This window comes from Pelomicrobium sp. G1 (assembly GCF_051905455.1).
GTDB lineage: Bacteria > Pseudomonadota > Gammaproteobacteria > Burkholderiales > UBA6910 > Pelomicrobium.
The window spans coordinates 352,361-368,033 of sequence record NZ_JBQACR010000001.1 but is presented as its reverse complement, the minus strand read 5'-3'; the positions used below and the strand labels follow the sequence as shown (position 1 = coordinate 368,033).

The window sequence follows — 15,673 nt, the reverse complement described above, 5'->3', positions numbered from 1 at the left end:
AGCGGTTTGCCCTGGGCCATTTTCGTTCAAGGCTTGAAAAAGGCCGCCACGGCGCGCGGATTGGACGGAAAGTAGAAGTGCACGTAGGAGGCGGTGAGGCGTCCGATCCGGTACACCGCCTCCCCGGGATCGCCCCGGGGGGTGACGGCCCGCGCCCAGGGCTCGAGGCCGGTGGTGAGCCGGGAGTGATGGAACGTGTGCCCGCGCACGGGGCCCTCCGGCGTTTGCACCTCTTGCAAGCCGAGGGCGGCGAGCCGTTCCTGCATCACCGCCTCGCCCGGCACCAGGCCCGCCATGGGCGCCCGGTGCCCCTCATGGGTCAGAGCTTCCAGCAAGTAGAGCATACCCCCGCACTCGGCGAGGATGGGTTTTCCGCGCTCATGATGGGCTCGCAGCGCCCGCCTCATGCCTTCGTTCCCGGCGAGCCGGTCCAGGTGCAGCTCCGGGTAGCCCCCTGGCAGCCAGACGCTGTCCACCGGCGGCAAGTTGTCATCCTCCAGGGGCGAGAAGAAGATGAGCTCGGCGCCCAGCCGGCGTAGCAGATCCAGGTTGGCTGGATAAAGAAAAGAAAACCCGGCGTCCCGGGCCACCCCGATCCGCACCCCTTCGAGGAGGCGTTCCACGTCCGAATCCGCCGGCTTGGCAAAAGCCACGGGCGCCGGCAGCTCCGCCGCCCCGGTGGCCGCCACGGCTTGCGCCGCCGCGTCGAGCCGGGCGTCCAGGTCGCCGATCTCCTGGGCTTGAAACAGCCCGAGATGCCGGTCGGGAAGCGCCAGGTCCGCCCGGTTGGTCACCGCGCCGAAAAACGTAAGCCCGGGCGGCAGACTCGCCTTCAGAAGCTCCCCATGGCGCGGCCCCCCGACCCGGTTGGCCACAACCCCCGCTACCCGCAGCCCCGGCCGGTAAGCGGCCAGGCCGTAACACACGGCACCGAAGGTCTGGGCCATGGCGAAAGCGTCCACCACCAGCAGCACCGGGAGGCCCAAAGCGATCGCCAGGTCGGCGCTGCTGGGCTCCCCGTCGTAGAGCCCCATCACCCCCTCCACCAGGATCAGGTCCGCCTCCCCTGCCGCCTCGAACAGGCGGCGACGGCACTCCGCCTCCCCCACCATCCACAGGTCGAGCGGGTACACCGGCGCGCCGGAGGCCCGCTCCAGGATCATGGGATCCAGGAAGTCAGGCCCGGTCTTGAACACCCGCACCCGCCGGCCCTGCCGGCAGTGCAGGCGGGCGAGGGCCGCGGTGGCCGTGGTCTTCCCCTGCCCCGAGGCCGGCGCGGTCACCAGCAGCGCCGGACAGTGCCGGAGTGCAGCGGTCTGGGGCGAAGACTCAAGGGCGCCTTGCGGCATGGCCGATGGCGGAGAGCAGAGTTACGAGGACTGGTTTACTCCATCCGGGCGCGGATGCGCAAGCCAGCGAAGGAACCTGTATCCGGCCAGGCCCAGCGCAGCATAGAAGAAAGCGTACAGCGCATAGCGCGGGTAGTAGCGGGCCACGCGGGCCGCGTACTCCGATCCGCTCAGCTCCAGGAAGTAACCCGAAAGCAAGTAGAAACTCCCGTTGGAGATCAGGAAGGCGGCGGTAACACCGGCGAGAAGCGCCGCTGCTGCGCGCGCCCACCCGCGGCTGCCGCCCATTCCTTCCCGCCCGCACCAGCGCCCCGCGAGCCACAGGGCCCCGTAGGCAAAGGCGAGGAACGGATAGGCGGGCGTCACGCACCAGCCGCTCACCCCACCCACGGTGATGGCGAGAAAATCGATCGCGGCGGCCTCGGCGAGAAACGCGGCAAACCATCCCGCCGAGCGCAGGGACATGCCTGCCAGGAAGAACACGGCCCAGGACGCATCGGGAAGCTGTACCGCCGAGCCGAAATGGTGATAGCGAGTGGCGGCCATCAGGGCGGCAAGGCCAAGGCCGGCCAGGAGCGGAGAAAGGCGATCAAGCGCATGCACGATGAGGTCCTCCTTTGATGTAACGCTAAATAAACCCATCACCCGCCCTGGGGCCGGTAGCGCAGGGTGACGAACACATTAGTGCCGTTCTGGGGAAAGAAGGCGGCCGTCTCGTACTCCTTGTCCAACGCGTTCCCCACCTTGAGCTGCACCGCCCAGTCCTTGTGGGGCCGGTACTCGGCCCGCAGGTCCAAGGTGGCGTAACTTCCCAGGCGGCGAGTGTTGGCCAGATCGTCAAAGCGCCGGCCCTCCGCCACCACGGTGGCGCCGACGGTGAAACGCCCGATGTCCCGGTCCACGTCTAGCCGGAAGGACTGCTCCGCCCGCCGCGGCAACACCTTCCCGCGGTTCGGTCCGCTGCTCCGGTTTTCCGGGTCCAGGAGGGTGGCGTGGGCCGCGATCCGCCAGTCGGCCACCGTTCCGCTCGCGATGCCCTCGATCCCCCGGAGGCGGGCCTCGTCGATGTTCTGGGGCAGGAAGGTAGCTGCGTCGAAGGCGATCAGATTGTCCACCTGGGTCTGGTACGCATGAAGGGACCAGCGCCAGGCGCGCCCGATGCCTTCCAGCCCCACCTCTACGCTTCGGGACTCCTCCGGCTGGAGGTTAGGGTTGCCGAAGCCGGGGAAGAACAGCTCGTTGAACGTGGGCGCCTTGAACGCCGTGCCGTAGGAAGCGGTGAAGCGCAAGCCCTTGATGAGCTCGTAGCCCCAGGCCGCGCTGCCGGTGGTCTCGCCGCCGAACTGCTCGTTGTCGTCGTGGCGCAGGGACGCTTGCAGGTCGTTGGCGCCCAACCGGGCCAAGTACTGGGCGAAAAATCCCTCGTTGCGGCGAGAGGTCACTGGAAAGGCAGTGGTGCTGTCCACCCGGTCGTTCTGGTGGTCGAAGCCGACGGTGGCGAGCTGATTCGTCCCCAGGGCGATGTCGTTCTGCAGGGAGAACAGGTCGCGCCGGGTGTCGAAACGGGTCCGGAATGCGCCGTTCAGGAAGTTGTCCGATTCGTCCCGGCTCTGGCCGGCGGAGAGGGATACCTGCCACCGGGAGAGGGGCGAAAACTTCAACCGCCCGCCGATCACCTGCTGCACCGACTCGGACTCGTTGACGAAAGTGCCGTCGAACTCGTTCTGCCCCTTGGCGCGCAGGGCGTGGAAATCCACCTCCGCGCCGTTGTCGAAGCGGTGCCCCAACCGCAGCGAGCCGGCGCGGTTGCGATAGCCGTCGGCGTCGGGCTCGATGGTGAAGCAGCCCGCGCCCCCCGGGAACGGTTTGCCGGTGCAGGCGTTGAACCCCTGGGTGTCCAGGTTGCTCAGGCCCAGGTGGAACCAGCTCCGCTCGCCGCCCCCCTGCAAGCCCGCTACCAGGGACGAGGTGCTGTGAGTGCCAGCGCCGGCGCTGAAGTAGGGCGTGAGAGCCCCTCCTCCCCGGCGGGTAAAGATCTGGATCACGCCGCCGATAGCCTCCGACCCGTACAGGCTGGAGCGGGGGCCGCGCACCACCTCGATGCGCTCGATCTGCTCCATGGGAAAGTCTTGGAACGCGGCCTGGCCCAGGGTGGCCGAGCCGACCTTGATGCCGTCGATCAGCACCAGCACGTGGTCGGACTCGGTGCCGCGCAGAAACAAGGACGTGCTCTTCCCGAGCCCGCCGTTGTTGGCAATGGAAATGCCGGCGAGTCCCCGCAGCACCTCCTGGACGGACAACGCTTGGCTGCGCTCGATGTCCTCCCGGGTGATCACCGTGACCGACGCCAGGGTCTCGTCGGCGGTCTCCGCGGTGCGGCTGGCGGTGACGATCACCGGCGCGAGGGCCACCATCTCCTTTGCCGGCTGTGTCTCCGCCCCCAAAGATCCGCTGCAAACGGCCAGCAACGCCAAGCCCGCCGGCCCGTAGGCTTTTTTCATCGCTTCTCCTCCGCCCGCGCGCACACCCGCGGCAGGCCTCACGTGATTGAGAACGGATCCGGAGGAAGGATGAAACGGAGCGTGCGCTGGAAAAGCCGCCGGGCGCCGTCGGACCGCCCTCCGCGATCCCCCTGCGATCGCTCCAGGCCGGTCTCCGGGCTTGCGAGTGGAGCGGTGTTGAGCCGTCCGGGTCTGCGCCTTCCCGCGCTCGTCGCGCAGTGGCGTTGATGCAGACCCTTTACTCGCTTACCGTTGCGGGGGCAGCGCCGGCTTTGCCCGATCGATCCGGACGCACCGGCTTCCCGTTTCACTGGGTCGGCGGCCGCCGGCCCAGTACCTGAAGCTCCTTGCAATGTATCGACGAGGGGATGGGCGTGTCAAGGAGACCAGGCTCGCGCCCGCTTCAAAGGGGGCATGAGCCCCACGCAACCCGTCTGCCCGAAGGGCGTTACAGGTCGATGGTCATCCCGTCGAACGCGCACGTTTCGGGAACGGAGGCCGCGTGCCGCAGCATGTCTTCCGACATGTGGGTGAGCACCACGCGCTTGGCCGCCAGGCGGCTCAAGTGCCGGCGCAGCCCCGCGTAGGTCATGTGCCACTTGATAGGCTTTTCGTAGAAGTAGCATTCGACGATCAGCAGGTCCGCTCCGTGGGATGCCGCCACGATGTCCTCCGTCCACTCCGTATCCCCGGTGTACGCGATGACCTTGCCCGCACACTGGACCCGCAACATGATTGGATGCGTGTCCGGATTATGAACGGCCCGCCACGGCGTCACGTCCAAATCCAGGATGCGGTTCGCTGCTCCAAACGACAGCTCCCGGCACTCCACCGGGAACTTGGGCTTCATCCCGTGACTTCCCGGGAACAGGGCTTCGCGGATTATGTCCAGCCGCTCGATGAAGCCCCGTGGACCGGCGATGGTGAGGGGGCGATCGCGCTTGCTCTGAAGCATGGCGTCGATCAGCAGGAACGGGACTCCGGCGCAATGATCGCCGTGCAGATGGGTGAGGAGAATGGCGTCGATGCTGTTCGGATGGACGCCCTGGGCCTTCATCGCGATGAGCGACGAATCCCCGCAGTCGATGAGGAATCGGGTCGAGTCGGCCTCCACCAGGATGCAGGTCATGAACCGCCCCCCGCTCCCGTAGGAGTCTCCGGAGCCAAGGAAGCGTACGCGCACGCCCACCGGCAGCTACTCGATCAGCGCCGGCCGGGAAGCAGGTGAATGAATGCCCGACGCGTACTCCGCCCCCGCCTGTAGGCCTTCGATGCTCTGCAAGCGTTTTTCCGCCAGCTTTCGCACGAAATCCAGGCACAGGGAGGCGAACACCCGGGCGCGCGGGTGGTCGCGGAAATAGTACACGCCGTCGATGCTGCCGCCGGATTGAAACCGCTGGGCCAGTAGCGTCGCCACGTCCAAAGACGTCTCGGGCACCTGCCCTTCGCCCGCCTCTTCCCCCGCGCGGCGCAGGGCAACGACCAGGTTATGCTCGACGATCACGCAAAAGATGTCGGATTTACCCATATAGGCAGTGGCACCGCGGCTCATGCGCCCTCGTCCCAGCCCACGGCGGCCTGCAGGGGGATCGAGGAGCGTCGCTGCCCGCGGCAGTTGCCGAAGCAGTAGGGCTTGTTGTCCGAACGCTTGCACCCGCACATGTAGAACGTTTCGGTGATCGGGGCAACGAAGGCGATAGGCTTGAACCCGCTGTCGCCGTGGGAACCGTCGCACCAGGGCTGGGTGGCCGACAGGCCACAACTGCACCAGAGATAGGTCTGTCCTTCCTCCACCGGCACGGCATAGGGACCGATCTGGGGCGAAACGGGCAGGTCGCGGGCCATGATGCCTCCTAATCGCTCCGCTCCGGCGCCCGCCCCTGGCGCGGGGGCAGCGGCACCGCCGCCGCCAGGCGTGGAAACGGATCGACCGCGTTGGGAATGCTCATGGCCGCCACGAAATACTCCTGGAACTTGGGCGCGATGGCGGTCTCCACCTTCTCCACGCGCCGGATGACCCGCTCGATTTCTTCCCGCGCCGCCCTGGACAGCAGCGCAATGCGCGCACCCGTGCCCGCCGCGTTGCCCACCGAGCTGACCCCTTCCAGATCGCAGTCCGGGATCATGCCGAGCACCATGGCGTACTTCACGTCGATGTAGCTGCCGAAGGCCCCGGCGAGATAAATCCGGTCCACGCGGTCGACCCGCATTTCATCCATCAGCAGCTTCGCCCCCGAGTAGCAGGCCGACTTGGCCAGCTGGATGGCCCGGATGTCGCCGGGCACCACCTTCACCACGCGCTCGCCGCTCCGGTACAGGACATACTCGAACGCCCGTCCGCGCGGGATGAAATGCGGATGGTTCCTCACTTCCTTGCCCTTGGCCAGCATGCGTCCGGTCTCGTCGATCACGCCCGCCAGGTACAACTCGGCCACTGCCTCGATGATGCCCGAGCCGCAGATGCCGGTGACACCCGTTTTGGCGACAGCCTCCTCGAATCCCGGCTCGTCGGACCAGGCCTCCACGCCGATCACCTTGAACCGGGGCTTGAGGGTTTCCCGGTCGATGCGCACGCGCTCGATGGCGCCGGGCGCCGCGCGCTGGCCGCAACTGATCTGGGCGCCTTCGAAGGCGGGCCCGGTGGGGCTAGAAGCGGCGATCAGCCGGTCACGGCTGCCCAGCACGATTTCGGCGTTGGTGCCCACGTCGATGATGAGCGTCAGCTCGTTGCCCGCGTGGGGCTGCTGGGAAAGAATGACGCCGGCGGTATCGGCGCCCACGTGCCCGGCGATGCACGGGAGGAAATAAACCCGGGCCCCTGGATTCAGATTGAGCTGAAGATCCCGGGCGAGCACGGTGACCCCGGTATCCACAACGAGGGGGAAAGGCTCCATGCCGAGCTGGGTGGGGTCGATCCCCAGCACCAGGTGATGCATGGTGGGATTGCCGACCACCGTCATCTCGACCACGTCATCGAGGGCGACGCCCGCCTCCTCGGCCACCTGGGCGACGAGGCTTCTCAACGCTTCCCGTACCGCTGCGGTAAGCGCCTGCGCCTGGCCCTCGTTCTGCTGAAGATAGGAGATGCGGCTCATTAGATCTTCGCCGAAGCGGATCTGGGGATTCATCATTCCGGCGCTGGCCAGCACTTCTCCCGTCCCCAGATCGCACAGGTGGCCCGCGATGGTGGTGGTTCCCACGTCGACCGCCACGCCGTAGATCCGCTCCTTGAAGCCGGGCCAGACGGCGATCAGGGTCTTGCCCTCCCGCACCGCCACCGTGCCCTTCCAGTCGCCTCCGTACGTGTTGCCGGCGCGCATGGCGGGCGATAGCCGCTGCAGGAAGGCGAGATCGGCTTCCAGGCCGGCAAGCCCCCACTCCCGCTCCAGCACCTTCTTGAGCCGCGTCAAATCGCAGGTCTGGTCCGCCATGCTGGGGCGCGGCAGCTCGGCATAGTAAAGCTTCACCACCGGGTCGATTTTCAGATCCCGGATCGGGTCCGCCCGCTTGCGCACCATCTGGCGGTGAATCTGCGAGTCGGGCGGCACGTCGATCACCACGTCCCCGAGAAGCCGGGCCTGACAGGAAAGGCGCCGCCCTTCCTTCAGCCCCTTGAGGCGCGCGTACTTCTTCTCCGTCTCGCCGGGCGGGCTGAGATGTCCGGCCGCGGATGTGATCTTGAGCTTGGCGAATTCGCCCGTGGAGAGAATGATCTGGCAGCGGCCGCATACCGCCCGGCCGCCGCAGACCGAGTCCAAGTCCACGCCCAGGCTGCGGGCGGCCGTGAGCACGGGAGTGCCCACCGGAAATTCCCCGCGCCGCCCCGAGGGCGTAAACACCACCCGCGCGGTAGCCGCTGGGCTCCGGGCTGCGTCCTCGTCCTTTCCAGCGGTCTGTATGGCCTCCAGCGTCATGGCGGCATCGGCGATTCGGAATACGGGTTTACGGGCCTATTTTCTTTGGATTAGCCTTACGTCCCTGGGATATCTCGTCAACCGGCTGCAAGGCATGGGGACCATGCGCTCGACGCATGGGCCGAACGGCTCACCAGGGCGCGGCCGCTTGCGCTGGCCCGTATACTGATCCCGTTGGGGAATCTCTCGGGATGTCGCGCCAGGAACCGCGGCCGTGGGGCGCGCCGCACCGCCCGCCGAATCGGGTGCACCGGCGAACGGGCGGCACATCGCAGCGTCCAATGGACCAGCAAACATGGATATGGACACACTGAAGCTTGCTTTCGGTCTGACTTTTTCCGACCTCTACGAGCGCTCGGGCATCGAGCGCATCGACCGGCTTTTTCTCGAGCATCTGCGGCGCAGCGCGCCACAGGTGTACGAGCAATTGGTCGCGGCCCGGGCGCGCCCCGAAGCGATCACCAAATTCCAGTACTCCCGGCTTCTGGTGGACGCAGCCCCGCATCTGGACGCCTTTCTCGGACGGCTCTTCGGCATCGAGGCGGAAGTCGCGCGCCTGAACGCCCAGCACGAGGCTGCGCAACAGATCTACCGGGTCAAGCGCCAGTTCGTGCAGCGCCGGGCGCTCCATGCCCGCTCTCCGGAGGAGGCGGAACGGGAGGACGGGACGGCCCTGGCGCGGACGCTAGAGCAGCGCATGGGAGAAGCCTTCTCGGAGGCCGCGTTCGCGCGCCACGTGGAGCGCTGGCTCGCCGAGGGCGACGAGGCCGCCCTGGCGCTCGCCGAACGCTACAGCGCCTGGGCGGTGCGCACGGCCGCCGGACGCTCACGCCACGCCGCCGGCACGCTGTTCAAGGTCCCCGCCAGGCTCGATCCCGCGCGGCTGGTGGAGGCGGCGCCGGAAGCCGCCGACGCGATCGCGCCCCTGCGCATGAGCGAGGCCCATCTGCGCCGGCGCGACGGGTTCCACCTCACCGATTCCGGCATGGGCGAGGCGGCGGTCCTCGATCAGGCGAACTACTGCCTCTGGTGCCACGGCCAGTCCAAGGACTCCTGCTCCGTGGGGCTGCGGGACAAGGGGGGCGGCTTCCGCGTCAACGCCCTCGGCGCCGCCCTCACCGGCTGCCCGCTGGAAGAGAAAATCTCCGAGATGAATTTCGCCAAGGCCCATGGGGCCTCCCTCGGGGCGCTCGCCATCGTCACGGTGGATAACCCCCTCGCCGCCGCCACCGGCCACCGCATCTGCAACGACTGCATGAAGGCGTGCATCTACCAGAAGCAGGAGCCGGTGGACATTCCCCAGATCGAAACGCGGGTGCTGAAGGACGTTCTGGCACTGCCCTGGGGATTCGAGCTCTACAGCCTCCTCACCCGCTGGGCGCCCCTTCATCTCACGCGGCCGGTGCCCCGCCCCGAGACGGGCTACAAGGTGCTCGTGGTGGGCCAGGGACCGGCGGGCTTCAACCTCGCCCACCACCTGCTGAACGAAGGCCACACGGTGGTGGCCATCGACGGCCTGAAGATCGAGCCGCTGCCGGAGTCCCTCTCCGGCGTCACGCCGGACGGCCGGCGAGTACCGTTCCATCCGATCCGGGACGTGGGCGCCCTGTGGGAGGACCTGAGCGAGCGGGTGATGGCGGGCTTCGGCGGGGTGGCCGAATACGGAATCACCGTGCGCTGGGACAAGAACTTCCTCAAGCTCGTGCGCCTGCTCCTCGAGCGGCGACCGGGTTTCGCCCTCTTCGGCGGGGTGCGCTTCGGCGGCACCTTCACGCCGCAGGACGCGCTGGCCCTGGGCTTCGATCACATCGCGCTTGCCACCGGCGCCGGCCGGCCCACCGTGGTGCCGATGGAAAACGCCCTCGCCCGGGGCGTGCGCATGGCCTCCGATTTCCTGATGGCGTTGCAATTGACCGGCGCGGCCCGGTCGGATTCCATCGCCAATCTGCAGATCCGCCTGCCGGCGGTGGTGATCGGCGGGGGCTTGACCGCCATCGACGCCGCCACCGAGACGCTGGCCTACTACCCGGTGCAGGTGGAGAAGTTCCTTTCCCGCTACGAAATCCTGGCGGCGGAGCAGGGGGAGGAGGCGGTGCGCGCCGATTGGAGCGCCGAGGACGCGGCCATCGCGGAGGAGTTCATCGCCCACGCCCGGTCGATCCGCGCCGAACGGGCGGCGGCCGCCCGGGAAGGGCGCGCCCCCTGCCTGCGGGAACTACTGGACGCCTGGGGCGGCGTCACCCTCGTCTACCGCCGGCGGCTCGCGGATGCGCCGAGCTACCGCCTCAATCACGAGGAAGTGCGCAAGGCCATGGAGGAAGGCGTGCGCTTCGCCGAGAACCTGCAGCCGGTGGCGGTCCTCACCGACGATTTCGGCGCCGCCCGGGGGCTACGGCTCAAGCGCGCCGGCGACGGCGGCGAGGTGGCGCTTGCGGCGCGCACCGTGCTCATCGCCGCCGGCACCCAGCCGAACACCGTGCTGGCGCGGGAGCTTCCCGGGCATCTGCCGCCCCTGGACGGCGCCTACTACCAAGCCTTCGACGAAGAGGGGCGGCCCGTCGCGCCGGAGCGCAGCCCCAAGCCGGCGAAACCCCATGTGCTCATGGCGCTGTTTCCCGACGGGCGGGCCATGAGCTTCTGGGGCGACCTGCACCCGTCCTACGCCGGCAACGTGGTCAAGGCCATGGCCGGCGCGAAGCAGGGCTATCCGGTGGTCACGGGCAGGCTCAGGGCGCGGTCGCCCGAGCCGGTGGCGCCGGAGACCTTGCTCGCCACGCTGAATCGAGAGCTTCGGCCCACGGTGCACGCGGTCCACCGCCTGACGCCCACCATCGTCGAGGTGGTGGTCCGCGCGCCCATGGCCGCCCGCCGCTTCCGCCCGGGACAGTTCTATCGCCTGCAGAACTTCGAGGCGTACGCGCCCCGGGCCGACGGGACGCGCCTCGCCATGGAGGGGCTCGCCCTCACCGGCGCCTGGGTCGATGAACAAAAGGGGCTCCTGTCGCTGATCGTCCTGGAGATGGGAGGATCGTCCGACGTGTGCTCGCTGCTCAAGCCCGGGGAGCCGGTGGTGGTGATGGGGCCCACCGGCGCCCCGACCGAGATCCCCGCGGGCGAGACGGTGCTGCTGGCCGGCGGGGGCCTGGGCAACGCGGTGCTGTTCTCCATCGGCCAGGCGCTGCGCGCCAACGGCTGCCGCGTGCTCTACTTCGCCGGCTACAAGCGCCTCGCCGACCGATACCACGTGGAGCGGATCGAAGCGGCGGCCGATACGGTGGTCTGGTGCTGTGATGAAGCGCCCGGGTTCATTCCGGGCCGGCTCCAGGACCGGGCTTTCGTCGGGAACATCGTGCAGGCGATGGAGGCCTACGCCCGGGGTGAGCTGGGGGAGCCGCAGCCGCCCCTCTCGGCAGTGGACCGTATCATCGCCATCGGCTCGGAGCGCATGATGGCCGCCGTCGCCCAGGCGCGCGCCGGGTGTCTCGCCCCGTATCTGAAGCCCGGCCACGGGGCCATCGGCTCCATCAATTCGCCGATGCAGTGCATGATGAAGGAGATCTGCGGCCAGTGCCTGCAACTGCACCGGGACCCCGCCACCGGCCGGGAGGAAGTGGTCTTCTCCTGCTTCAACCAGGACCAGCCGCTCGATCACGTGAGCTTCGCCTGCCTCGCCTCAAGGCTGTCCCAGAACGCGCTACAGGAAAAGCTCACTGCCCGCTGGGTCCGACGCTGCCTCGGCCGGCTGATCCCCGGCGACGAACGGGCGGCCCGCCAGGCCGGCGGCTAGCCCAACCTCCACAGTTGCCTTTAATTTTTGCCGATAGTGGCCGGCTGTAGCGCGGCCGCAACAGTTCGTTTTCAGAGTGAAGTGGCGCGCGGCCAGGCGCAGGCGCGGGCTGATCCTGGGTGCTTCGTGAGAATGTGCTCATGTACCTTCGGCACACAGGCGCACAGGAAGAACGGCAAGACCCACGTGTATTGGCGCCTGGTGCGCTCGGTGCGTCACGGCCGGGAGGCGGTGCAGGAGACGGTGGCGCAGCTGAGGGAACTTGATGCTGAGGCTCGGACGCGGGCGCAGGTGCTGGCGCGCTCAATCACCGGCGGGGCGCAGAGCGCGCAGCGCGATCTGTTTGCCGCCGAGGACGGCGCCGATGCGGTGCCGGTGCAGCTCGGTAAGGTACGGCTGGAGCGCATGGCACGGCGCATCGCCAAAGCCAAACGCCGCTTGGATGGCAGAGCGCTCGAACGCCAGATCGGGCAGCTGCTGGAGCGTAACGCCCGGGCCGCGGCCCGCTATTCGATCGCCCTCGAAGACGACGATACCCACGACTCGGGCCTGCGGCTCAAATGGCGCGCCCATCCCGAGTGGGACGAGTGGGCGAACCTCTCTGAGGGCACTTATATCCTGCGCAGCAACGTGCACGAGTGGAGCGACGAAGAGCTCTGGAAGACCTACCTCCAGCTCACCGAAGCCGAAGCGGCCTTCCGCATTCACAAGTCCGATCTGGCAATTCGCCCCATCTGGCATCAGAAGGCCGAACGCATTCAAGCGCACATCCTGGTGTGCTTCTTGGGCTACGCGCTGTGGAAGACGCTGCAACAGTGGCAACCGCGCGCAGGTCTGGGAGATTCGCCACGCACGATCCTCACCGAACTCTCGCGCATCACCAGCGCCGATGTCGTGCTGCCCTTGGCGGATGGTTCGAGGCGCGAACTCAAGATTCGCTGTGTCGTGCACCCCGATCGCAGTCAAGCGCTACTCATTGACCGTCTGGGCCTTACCCTGCCTGAGCGCCTTCGCGCGCCACAGACCGTCGAAATGTAGTGCCAACTGCGGACCTTAAGCCCCTGATCTACCAACATTCACACCCGCGAACTGTGGAAGTTGGGCTAGCTCCCCGACCGCGGAATGACAAACAACCCGCTTTTATGCCCGTAGGGTGCGTGAAGCGAAGCGAAACGCACTGAAACGACGCTGGGTGCGCGGTGCGCCGAGGCGCACCCTACGAGAACTCGGTCAACAGATCGATCAGCACTAGCGGCGCCGTCGAAATCCGGCCGCCCCCCGGTGGCAAGGGACCGCGTCATCCGCACGTTCACCACCCGGACGCGGAGACCGCGAAGCGTGAGCCTGGACGTCGCAGCCGCGGGTTCCATCATCAGAGGCACTCCTCAAGGCAGGTTGATCGGTTCGTAGCCGGCCCCTTCGTCCTTGACGCCCAGGTTGGCCACTAACCGGGTCATTGCCCGATCCAGGTCTTCCAGCACCTTGTCCGGCAATTTGTACAGGGACTCCGGCAGCAGGCTCATGGCGGGTCCCGGCGCGTCCTTGAGCAGCCGCAAGCCTGCATCGGTGGCGAACAGCCGGACCACCCGCTGATCCGCCCGATCGCGGACACGCTCAATGAGCCGTCGCTGCTCCAGCTTGTCCAGCAGGTTGCTGGCGGTGGACGCGTGCAGCGACATGGTGCGGGCGAGATCGGCGACGCGCAGCCCCGGCCGCTTCGCCAGCTCCGATAGCGCCCAGAGCTGGGGAGCGCTCACGCCGCAGTGGCTCTCCACCCAGCGGGAGTGCTGGACCGACGACTTGAACACGATGCGAAACTTGCGCAGCACCTCGTGCACGCGCCGGTCATGCCCGTCCGCGCGATCCTGGGGTGGCTGGGAGCGGGTCCGGGAAACGGCCGAGCGCCTTCGCCGCGCGGGCGGGCTGGGCAGGGGCGCCGGGGGAGTGGCGCCCGAATTTTTCCTGGGCGGGCGGCGACCGGACATGAGAAAAAACAGCGGTGACAGGCGCATCTTAGCACCGCTATTTCGTTATTGCACAAAATAGTTTTTTACAATAGTATTTAACGGGTGCATCGGCTAGGGAGAAAACCCATGAAGTTCGGCGTCAGGCTGGCGGTGCAGGGGGAAATGGGGGCCCAGGGCCAGGGCTGGGACTACGCGCGCACGATGGCCCTGGAGGCGGAAGCCCTGGGGTTTGACAGCGTCTGGCTGCCGGACCACGTGATCAACGCCCACATGGAAAAGAAGACGCCGATGCTGGAGAACTGGACCGTGCTCTCGGCTCTGGGAGCCCTCACCCACCGGGTCGTCTTCGCCGGCCACACGTTCAACAATTCCCTGCGCCATCCCGCGGTGATGGCGAAGATGGCCGCCACCTTCGACGTCATGTTCAACGGCCGCCTCATCTACTCCCTGGGCTCGGCCTGGTTCCGCCACGAGAGCGTGAGCTACGGGCTTCCCTGGGACGAGCACGGGGACCGGGTGGCCCGGCTGCGGGAAGCGCTCCTCATCGCCAAGGCCCTGTGGACTCAGCCGGAAGTGACTTTCCACGGCCGCTTCTACCGGCTGGAGGAAGCTTATCTTGAGCCGAAGCCGGTGCAGAAGCCCCATATCCCCATCTGGGTGCCGGGGGACTCGCCGGCGATCCGGGACCTGGCCGCCGAGCTGGGCGACGCCTGGCTGTTCTACTCCAAGCCGCCCGAGACCGTGGCCGGGTACGCCGAGGACATGCGCCGCCGTACCGGCGGGCGGCGCCTGCCCATGGCCACTTCCACCGTGTGCCTGGCGGGTCTCCCGGACGAGGAGGTTAAAAAATGGAGCGTGCTCTACGCGAAAGAGCGCGCCCACCGTTTTCCCGTGCCGCCCACGCCCGCGGACGTGCTCAACGAGAACCTGTGGGGGCCGGTGGAGCGCTGCGTGGAGCGCATCCGCGCCTGGGGGGCCGCCGGCGTCGAGCACCTGGTGATCCAGCCGATTCCGCCCCTGGAGGGCATGCGCTTCTTCGCCCGGGAGATCATGCCGGCGTTCAAGCAAAGCAAATAATCACCACAGAGGCACAGAGGAAAGAAGGAACTGGCCGTCAGTCGTCCTCCCACTCGTCCTCTTCTTCCTCGGGCTTTTCCTTCTCTTCCTCCCGGTCCAAACCCATCAGCCGGATCGCCGCGGCGTGGAGCGCCGATCCCTTGCGGCCCAGCTCCTCGATGACGTTCAAATGGTGGAAGCCGGGCATGGGCACCTCTTCGATCTGGAGGTTCTCCTTCCAGCGCTCCACCAGCAACTCCGTCTGGAGCCGGAATTCGCTGCTCTCCTCCCCTCCCACCGCCACCGTGAGGGGAGCCTTCACCCGCGGTTCCATGTACACGGGGCTCAACGCCCGGGCAGCCTCCGCGGTGAGCCGCAGGTCGGCGTTCATGCTGGTTTCCACCAGGGGCGCCAGGTCGTAGATCCCGCTCACCGCCAGGCCTCCCTTGATCACCTTGGGGGTCAGCCCCGAGTACACCCGGTCCCAGTCGGTGACGTACAGCATGGCGACCAGATGGGCCCCGGCGGAATGGCCCGCGACGAAGAGCTTGCCCGGATGGGCGCCGTAGTCGCCGGCGTTGCGCAGCAGCCACACCACCGCCTCCCGCGCCTGCTCCACGACGTCGGCCACCGCGACTTTGGGCGCGAGATCGTAGTTGACCATGGCCACGGTGACGCCCGCTTCCCCCAGGGCCGGCGCCAGGAAGGAAAAATCGCTCTTGTCCAGGGAGCGCCAATAGCCCCCGTGGAAATACACGAACAGCGCCCGGCTCGGCCCCTGGGACAGAAACACGTCCAGGGTCTGCTTTTCCCCCTTGCCGTAGCGCACGTCCAGGGCGCAGGGCCATTCGGCCCGCACCCGCGCGGACGCCTCGGCCCAGCGGGCGAAAATCTGGGGATGGTCGGGAATCGCCGCCCGGGCGTTGTACTGCCGCTCGAAGAACGGATCGATGCTGGGTTCCATGGCTGACTCCTGTACTCCTCTGGCACGCTTGAGAATCCTTGCGGATCGAGGAACTCGGCCGATGTCCTCCTGTCTACGAGCATGTTTGCCCGAAGCGAGGCCACTGCCGTATACTGCCGCCCGTGTCCATTGTAA

Annotated in this window: 12 protein-coding genes and 1 riboswitch; of the genes, 3 read left to right on the top strand and 9 right to left on the bottom strand. The window is 67.6% G+C overall.

All coding sequences use genetic code 11. The features are described 5' to 3' along the window. Positions 1–26: 26 nt before the first annotated feature. From ACTFO6_RS01805 to ACTFO6_RS01775, 7 genes are all read right to left on the bottom strand, one after another. Entirely contained in the window at positions 27–1,349 is a 1,323-nt protein-coding gene (locus ACTFO6_RS01805) for a cobyrinate a,c-diamide synthase (protein WP_439932721.1), read from the bottom strand. Between the two features lie 21 nt (positions 1,350–1,370). Continuing rightward, on the bottom strand, positions 1,371–1,952 hold the full coding sequence (locus tag ACTFO6_RS01800; protein ID WP_439932720.1) for a hypothetical protein: 582 nt from the start codon (positions 1,950–1,952) through the stop codon (positions 1,371–1,373). Between the two features lie 38 nt (positions 1,953–1,990). Continuing rightward, positions 1,991–3,850 carry a TonB-dependent vitamin B12 receptor gene (btuB, locus tag ACTFO6_RS01795; RefSeq protein WP_439932719.1) on the bottom strand — a complete coding sequence of 620 codons (1,860 nt, stop codon included), beginning with the start codon at positions 3,848–3,850 and terminating at the stop codon, positions 1,991–1,993. A 128-nt stretch (positions 3,851–3,978) separates the two neighbouring features. Beyond that, positions 3,979–4,206, bottom strand: a riboswitch (cobalamin riboswitch). Positions 4,207–4,298: 92 nt separating this feature from the next. Further along, a complete protein-coding gene (locus tag ACTFO6_RS01790; RefSeq protein ID WP_439932718.1) occupies positions 4,299–4,979 on the bottom strand; it encodes an MBL fold metallo-hydrolase in 681 nt (226 codons plus the stop codon). A 66-nt stretch (positions 4,980–5,045) separates the two neighbouring features. Then, complete coding sequence (locus tag ACTFO6_RS01785) at positions 5,046–5,402, bottom strand: hypothetical protein (RefSeq protein WP_439932717.1); 357 nt, start codon at positions 5,400–5,402, stop codon at positions 5,046–5,048. Beyond that, the gene (locus ACTFO6_RS01780; RefSeq protein WP_439932716.1) at positions 5,399–5,695 is read right to left on the bottom strand and encodes a CDGSH iron-sulfur domain-containing protein; all 297 of its coding nucleotides are present in this window, start codon (positions 5,693–5,695) and stop codon (positions 5,399–5,401) included. The genes ACTFO6_RS01785 and ACTFO6_RS01780 overlap by 4 nt, the downstream gene beginning before the upstream one ends. A gap of 8 nt (positions 5,696–5,703) precedes the next feature. Next, a complete protein-coding gene (locus ACTFO6_RS01775) occupies positions 5,704–7,764 on the bottom strand; it encodes an ASKHA domain-containing protein (protein ID WP_439932715.1) in 2,061 nt (686 codons plus the stop codon). Between the two features lie 301 nt (positions 7,765–8,065). Between ACTFO6_RS01775 and ACTFO6_RS01770 the strand changes: the two genes are divergently transcribed. Together ACTFO6_RS01770 and ACTFO6_RS01765 are read left to right on the top strand one after the other, a co-directional pair. Continuing rightward, complete coding sequence (locus ACTFO6_RS01770; RefSeq protein ID WP_439932787.1) at positions 8,066–11,551, top strand: FAD-dependent oxidoreductase; 3,486 nt, start codon at positions 8,066–8,068, stop codon at positions 11,549–11,551. Positions 11,552–11,737: 186 nt separating this feature from the next. Next, positions 11,738–12,589, top strand: coding sequence for a hypothetical protein (locus ACTFO6_RS01765; protein WP_439932714.1), 852 nt, complete (start codon positions 11,738–11,740; stop codon positions 12,587–12,589). A 347-nt stretch (positions 12,590–12,936) separates the two neighbouring features. On the opposite strand, the gene ACTFO6_RS01760 is transcribed toward ACTFO6_RS01765, so the two are convergent. Beyond that, entirely contained in the window at positions 12,937–13,389 is a 453-nt protein-coding gene (locus ACTFO6_RS01760) for a MarR family winged helix-turn-helix transcriptional regulator (RefSeq protein ID WP_439932713.1), read from the bottom strand. A gap of 255 nt (positions 13,390–13,644) precedes the next feature. Between ACTFO6_RS01760 and ACTFO6_RS01755 the strand changes: the two genes are divergently transcribed. Further along, positions 13,645–14,595, top strand: coding sequence for an LLM class flavin-dependent oxidoreductase (locus ACTFO6_RS01755; protein ID WP_439932712.1), 951 nt, complete (start codon positions 13,645–13,647; stop codon positions 14,593–14,595). Positions 14,596–14,632: 37 nt separating this feature from the next. On the opposite strand, the gene ACTFO6_RS01750 is transcribed toward ACTFO6_RS01755, so the two are convergent. Next, complete coding sequence (locus ACTFO6_RS01750; protein WP_439932711.1) at positions 14,633–15,538, bottom strand: alpha/beta hydrolase; 906 nt, start codon at positions 15,536–15,538, stop codon at positions 14,633–14,635. Positions 15,539–15,673: the final 135 nt, after the last annotated feature.

Excerpts from the sequence above, each read along its gene's own strand:
- ACTFO6_RS01805 (WP_439932721.1), bottom strand. The coding sequence starts at position 1,349 with ATGCCGCAAGGCGCCCTTGAGTCTTCGCCCCAGACCGCTGCACTCCGG.
- btuB (WP_439932719.1), bottom strand. The coding sequence starts at position 3,850 with ATGAAAAAAGCCTACGGGCCGGCGGGCTTGGCGTTGCTGGCCGTTTGC.
- ACTFO6_RS01790 (WP_439932718.1), bottom strand. The coding sequence starts at position 4,979 with ATGACCTGCATCCTGGTGGAGGCCGACTCGACCCGATTCCTCATCGAC.
- ACTFO6_RS01785 (WP_439932717.1), bottom strand. The coding sequence starts at position 5,402 with ATGAGCCGCGGTGCCACTGCCTATATGGGTAAATCCGACATCTTTTGC.
- ACTFO6_RS01780 (WP_439932716.1), bottom strand. The coding sequence starts at position 5,695 with ATGGCCCGCGACCTGCCCGTTTCGCCCCAGATCGGTCCCTATGCCGTG.
- ACTFO6_RS01775 (WP_439932715.1), bottom strand. The coding sequence starts at position 7,764 with ATGACGCTGGAGGCCATACAGACCGCTGGAAAGGACGAGGACGCAGCC.
- ACTFO6_RS01770 (WP_439932787.1), top strand. The coding sequence starts at position 8,066 with ATGGACACACTGAAGCTTGCTTTCGGTCTGACTTTTTCCGACCTCTAC.
- ACTFO6_RS01755 (WP_439932712.1), top strand. The coding sequence starts at position 13,645 with ATGAAGTTCGGCGTCAGGCTGGCGGTGCAGGGGGAAATGGGGGCCCAG.
- ACTFO6_RS01750 (WP_439932711.1), bottom strand. The coding sequence starts at position 15,538 with ATGGAACCCAGCATCGATCCGTTCTTCGAGCGGCAGTACAACGCCCGG.